Origin of the sequence: Hyalangium sp. (assembly GCF_035629615.1) — a bacterium.
Classification (GTDB): Bacteria; Myxococcota; Myxococcia; order Myxococcales; family Myxococcaceae; genus Hyalangium.
The window spans coordinates 1-5706 of record NZ_DASPHO010000708.1; the positions used below are offsets into that span (position 1 = coordinate 1).

General features: G+C 70.5%; 7 protein-coding genes. 3 read left to right on the forward strand and 4 right to left on the reverse strand.

What is annotated here, in order from left to right:
• The 4 genes from VD972_RS35510 to VD972_RS35525 all read right to left on the reverse strand — a co-directional run.
• Positions 1 to 1490: HAMP domain-containing sensor histidine kinase (locus VD972_RS35510; protein ID WP_324993252.1), on the reverse strand; the 1490-nt coding region annotated here is incomplete at its 3' end.
• A 32-nt stretch (positions 1491 to 1522) separates the two neighbouring features.
• On the reverse strand, positions 1523 to 2176 hold the full coding sequence (locus VD972_RS35515; protein ID WP_324993253.1) for a hypothetical protein: 654 nt from the start codon (positions 2174 to 2176) through the stop codon (positions 1523 to 1525).
• A gap of 13 nt (positions 2177 to 2189) precedes the next feature.
• Positions 2190 to 2867: a hypothetical protein gene (locus VD972_RS35520; protein ID WP_324993254.1), complete on the reverse strand. Its 678-nt coding sequence runs from the start codon at positions 2865 to 2867 to the stop codon at positions 2190 to 2192.
• Positions 2868 to 2881: 14 nt separating this feature from the next.
• Positions 2882 to 3490 (reverse strand): hypothetical protein, encoded by a 609-nt coding sequence (locus VD972_RS35525; RefSeq protein ID WP_324993255.1) that lies wholly within the window; start codon positions 3488 to 3490, stop codon positions 2882 to 2884.
• A gap of 257 nt (positions 3491 to 3747) precedes the next feature.
• Between VD972_RS35525 and VD972_RS35530 the strand changes: the two genes are divergently transcribed.
• The 3 genes from VD972_RS35530 to VD972_RS35540 all read left to right on the forward strand — a co-directional run.
• On the forward strand, positions 3748 to 4611 hold the full coding sequence (locus VD972_RS35530; RefSeq protein ID WP_324993256.1) for a DMT family transporter: 864 nt from the start codon (positions 3748 to 3750) through the stop codon (positions 4609 to 4611).
• Between the two features lie 71 nt (positions 4612 to 4682).
• A complete protein-coding gene (locus tag VD972_RS35535) occupies positions 4683 to 5240 on the forward strand; it encodes a hypothetical protein (protein ID WP_324993257.1) in 558 nt (185 codons plus the stop codon).
• A 16-nt stretch (positions 5241 to 5256) separates the two neighbouring features.
• Positions 5257 to 5706, forward strand: a 450-nt coding sequence (locus tag VD972_RS35540; RefSeq protein WP_324993258.1) for a DTW domain-containing protein, incomplete at its 3' end; no start/stop codon positions are given.

Below are 5706 nucleotides of genomic sequence, written 5' to 3' on the forward strand. Positions count from 1 at the left end.
TGGCGGCAGATCGACAGGCCCAGGCCGGTGCCGCCGACCGCGCGCGTCGTCGACGCATCGCCTTGCGAGAACGGCTGGAACAGGCGCGGCAGCAGCTCCGGCGCGATTCCCGGCCCGTTGTCCTCCACCACCACCCGAACCCGCTCTCCCTCCTGTGCACACGCCACGCGGAGCTTCGGTGAGGGCACGTCCCGCAGCGCCAGCAGTGCGTTCTCGAACAGCACCACCAGCACCTGCGAGAGCTGAGCCTGGTCCGCCTCCACCTCGATCCCCTCCCCCTCCCCCTGCTCGAACGTCACCTCTGGAGCCAGAGCTCCCAGCCCCTGCCGTGCCGTCGAGTACGCCAGCGCCACCGTGGCGCGCAGATCCACCCGCCGCAGCTCCAGTGGCCTCGGGCGCCCATAGCGCAGCAGCTCGTCCACGAAGTGGCTCGCCCGGTCGATCTGCTCCCGCATCGCCGTGATGGCCTCTGGATCCGTCCCCGTCCGCTCCAGCAGCTTCAGGTGCGCCCCGAGCACTCCCAGCGGGTTGCGCACCTCGTGGGCCACCGCCGAGGTGAACTGCCCCAGCTCCGCCAACCGCGCCGCCTGATCCGCCCGCTCCTCCTGCTTCACCAGCTCCTCGGCCAGCTCGCTCGCCCCCGCGCGCCCCTTGAGCAATCTCCGCCCCAGCCACTCCTGAAACCCCTGGCGCACCGGCTCGAACGCCAGCGCCGCCAGCGCCAATAGGAAGAACGCCCCCACCCGGTACTCCAGCAGATATGGCTGCCCGCTCCCGGCCATCAGCGTCAACACTCCGAACAGGAATCCCGCCGACAGCACCGCCGCCAGCGCCGAGTACACCATGCTGCGCTCCAACAACCGCCGCTCGCTCTCCGCCTGGTGCCCGCCAATCACCTGCGCCAGCACCAGCAACCCGCCCAGCACCAGGTACATGCCGAACGGCAACGCGTACCCACCCGAGAGCAGCACGGCGTTGGTAATGCCTCCCGAGTAGGTGAGCACACCCGCGATGCCCAGGCCTCGCAGAAAGGGACGCCGCTCGGGCGAAGCCACCCGGTACATGCGCACCAGGTGGACGAGCGGCACCGTCGCCGCCACCACGGCCAGCACCATCGCCGGCCAGAACAGGGGGCCTCGAGTCATCGCCAGCGGCCCGTAGAGGACGTTGGGCTCCACCACCCCGAGCAACGTCAGCCCCAGGGCCACGAGGTACGCAAACGCCACCAGCCGGTACGAGCGCTGCCCTGTGACGTTGTAGGCCGCGTGGAGGAAGCCCGCGGCCGTGAAGGTCCCCATCGACACGAGGCGCTCTCCCAGCCACGCCGTGCGCGGCATGCACAGCATCAGCAGCGTGCCGCTCCACGCCGCCACCGTCAGACAGTAGAAGGCCAGCCCCCGCGCATTCCGGGCGCGGAGCGTGGCGGTGAAGCACAGCAGCAAGGCCACCGAGAGGACCGGCACGAGGCTGTACGCGAAGAGAGGCCCCATTCCGGGTGACTTTGACAGAACCCGGGCCGGTGTCAGCCTGCCGCGAGCAGCCCCTCGGTCACTTCCTCCACGCTGGAGGCCACCGACTGGAGCAGCTCCACCAGCTCCGCATCCGGCCGCCCCGCGAACTTCAGGAGCTGCAGCCGTGAGCCCATCTCCTCCAGCTGCAGCACCACCCGCTCCAGGTCCGCCGCCGTCCGCTCCCGCATCGCCACCAGCCGCTCCATGTTGCGCAGCCGCGCCTGGACGCTCTGCACCCGGGCATCCTCCGGCGGCAGACCGCGCCGGGCCAGCGCCTCGAGCTGCCCGGAGGCCGCCGCTCGATCGAACTCGGGCGTGGCCAGCAGCGCATCCATCTCCGCCACGCGCGCCTCCATCTTCCCCACCGCGTCCACCAGCCCGCGCAGCCGCGCCACCTCGGGGCGCAGCACGTCCGCCGCCAGCCCCTCCACCTGCCCCAGCGCGCCCACCAGCCGATCCCGCGCGACGCGGGCTGGTGGAGTCACCCGATCCGCCGCGCGCGCCGGCGACAGCAGGAACGGCGCGAACACGGGCCAGAAGAAGACACCGGCCACGAAGGTGACGATCCGTGCGCTCCGGCCCTTGCCCTCGGCCCGGAGCACGAGCGCCACCGCCACCACACCGCCCAGCAGCAGATACAGGATGCAGGTCTCGACGACGCCCATGGAAGGCTCCTCCTCACAAGTGAGAGCCGAGCGCCTCGCCCAGCCGGTACAGGGCCACGGGGGCCACTACGGTGTAGACACCGCCCCAGCACAGGACGAGCCGCCGCAGGAAGTTGCCCCGGCGCTTGTGTGTAATGGGCAGGTGCTCGGCCAGGTCGCAGAAGCCGCGATACACGGCGCGGATGCCCAGCAGCCCCACGGCGAAGGGCAGACACATCCCCGCGAAGAGCGCGGTGCTCGGCGCGTCGAACACCCCCACCACCGTCCCCAGCAGCCACGCCGCGTAGAACGGGAGCACGCCCAGCAGCAGCACGGACATGGTGGCCTGCGCGCGCAGTGCCTGGGCCGTCACCAGCCGGAACGAGGCGTCCAGCCCCGACAGCTGCGTGTAGAAGTAGAAGGACGGCAGGCAGATGCAGAGCGCGCCCAGGAAGGCCGCGATCAACGCCAGCGGCAGCCACACTACCGGGTGTCCCGCCTGGTACCAGGCCAGCGAGGCGCGCGGCTCGAACAGCTCTGCGGCCAGCCCCAGCACCACCCCATGAATGGAGAGCCCCAGCACCGAGAGCGCAAGGAGCTTCTGGATGACCTCCGGCAGGCCTGCCTCGTCCCGCATCACCCGGTGGAGGCGCGTCTCGCCGCGCAGGATGAGATCGAACATCCCCGGAACAGGGTTCGTAGCAGCGTCCATGGCAACCTCCAGGGTCAGGCGTCGAAGCGGAAGAGGGAGAACAGGGTCATCAGCTCCGCGCCGATGACGCCCACCAGCACCAGCCAGAGCGTGGCGTAGGCGCGGCTGCGCTCGGGCTCGAGCGCCTTCATGGTCCTCAGGAAGACATCCACCATGCACACCCCCACGCCGGCGAACACGGTGAGGTTCACCGCCAGCCGCACGAAGCCGTACGGGAGCGCCAGCCCGAAGAACCAGGTGATGGGGATGCTCGCCAGCAGCGCCAGCGAGCCGAAGCTCACCGTGGAGAGCGCCGCCAGCAGCGTGGTGGACGCGTCCAGCTTCGAGCCGAGCGCCGAGTTGAGGATGTAGAGCGCCGGCAGCGCGACGGTCCACGCCAGCCCCGCGGCCACCGGGGCCTTGAGCATCCCCCCCAGCATCCCTCCCCAGCCCTCGTGGAGCCGCATCACCAGGCCGTAGGCGGCGATGCCCAGCACCGCGCTCATGAGCAGCACGGGGAAGACGATCGGGTTCGGCCCCGGGCTCAGCCGGCGATCCCTCCAGCGGGTGGTGAACTCCTCGGGTCGGCGCAGCGCCACCCCCACCTCGTGGAGGGCGGTACTCAAGTCACGGGACAGGCTCATGGGGTGTTCCTCCTCTGCCCCACCTCCAGAGCACCCGCCGTGCCAGGAGCCCGGACGCCTCGAATCGAGGGGTTGGCCCCGCCACCGTCACCGTTGTTGACGGTGGCTGACGACGCCCTTGACGCCTGCACGCTCTGCCGCCGGGAAGCGGGCGGGAGCCGGGGCCTTCCCTGCAGTTCCGGTTCACATCCCGAGGCCCTGGTCTAGTCTGCGCGCCTTTCTGAGGCGCCCTCCGCCTCGGTCCTTCAGGAGCCTACGTGCGGTACTTCGCCATGGTCGCGGCTGGGGCCACCCTCTGGGGCTTCTGGCCGCTCTTCCTGCGCCCAGCAGGGCTCTCGGGCGCACAGAATGCCCTGCTCGCGCTGCTCACCATGGCCCTGCCCGCGCCCTTCTTCCTCCGGAGGAAGTCGCTGAGCGACCGCCGGGCCACCGTGGCGCTCGTCATCATGGGGGTGGCAGACGCCATCAACGTGGCCCTCGTCTTCGCCGCCGTGAAGCGCGGCCCCGTGGCCATCGCCGTGCTCACCCACTACCTCGCGCCCCTGCTGGTGGCCCTGTCAGCCCCCTGGATCATCGGCGAGCGCCGCTCCATGCGAGCCCTCATCGGCGCCCCCCTCACCTCGCTGGGCCTGACGCTGCTCATCTGGCGGCCCGGCGCGGACTTCTCGGGATGGACGGCCGTGCTCGGCGGCGCCAGCGCCTTCTTCTTCGCCGTCACCGTCTTCGCCGCGAAGACGGCCGCGCGCGCCTGGTCTCCCCTCGGCGTCACCTCCGTCCACGCCGCCGTCTCCGTGCTCACCCTGCTGCTCCTCTTCGGGCGCGACGCCCTCCCGCCGCTCGAGGTGCCCGTGCTCTGGGTCCTCGCCGGAGGCGTGCTGTGCGGACTTGCGGGCAACATCCTCTTCAACATGGGCCTGCGCCGGATCCCCACCTCCGCCACGGGCGCGCTCACCTATCTCGAGCCCCTCACCGCCACCTTCTTGGGCTGGCTCGTCTTCCAAGAGGCCCTCGGCCCGTGGGGCCTCTTCGGCGGCGCCCTCGTGCTCGCCGTGGGGGTCTGGGTGGCGACGGAGCCCCAGATCTTGGATTCGCCTTTACCATTAATTTCTGGTACTTCTTGAATAACGAAGCTGACTGTTATGTAGTATTAGGGCATTTGTTCTAGGAGACCCTCTCTTCCCTGAAGTTCCGTATGGACTCCCCTGTCGACAGCCGCGACTACCGCGTCCTCTTTTTCTGCCCCGCCTCTCATGCACGCGGGGAGCGCATCGAGACGCCCGTGCGTCGGCTGCTGTCGCGCATCCAGGCGCCTCCCGCGGAGCTGGTGCCGCTCGAGGAAGCGGGCGCGCTGAGCGAGGCCGGGTGGAAGGTCTTCATGGTGCGCTCGCTCGGCGAGCGCTCTGCTGCTCAAGCCCTGGCCGCGTACGTCAGCGAGGTGACGTGCTCACTCGCTGCGGAGCTGGAGGCGGGAGTGCTCGGGCTCTACATCGACGTGTCGGGAGACTCGGCGCGCATCTGCCGGTGTGGCCCGGAGGATGGCCCGGAGACGTTCGCGGGCCGCCGCCACGTGGCGCTGGGCCGCACCGCCGAGTGGCTCGAGGTCTCTCCTGGCGCGCTCTCAGCCCTCTTCCAGGTGGACATGCCGGACGACTACGAGCCGGACGCGGAGGACCGCTACGTCGAGCAGAAGCTGCGCGAGGCTCGCGAGTTCATGGAGCAGTACCGGCGCGGCAACAAGATCAGCACATGAGGTGTTGTTCCGGAACATGAGGTCTCGTACCCCGCCGGACCTCGCGGGCCGCTGCCCGCGGTGCTACCTGCCCACCCGGCTGTGCCTGTGCGCGCAGGTGCCGCGGCTCGACACGCGCACCGAGTTCCTCGTCATCCGGCATAACAAGGAGAAGGAGAAGTCCACCAACACGGCGCGGCTGGCGGCGCTCGCCCTGACGCGCTGCCAGGTGCTCACGTACGGAGCGCCCGGCCAGCCGTTCGACGCCTCGGTGCTGGAGGGCTCGGGCACCTGGCTGCTCTTCCCGGATGCACCACCGCCCGAGCCGGAGGCGCCTGCGCCGCGGCGGCTGATCGTGCTCGATGGGAACTGGGGACAGGCCCGCCGGATGGTCCAGCGCGTGCCCGGCCTGCGGAGACTGCCTGGCCTCTCGCTGCCGCCGCCTCCGCCCCACACCCGTCGGCTCCGGCGCCCTCCCAACCCCGAG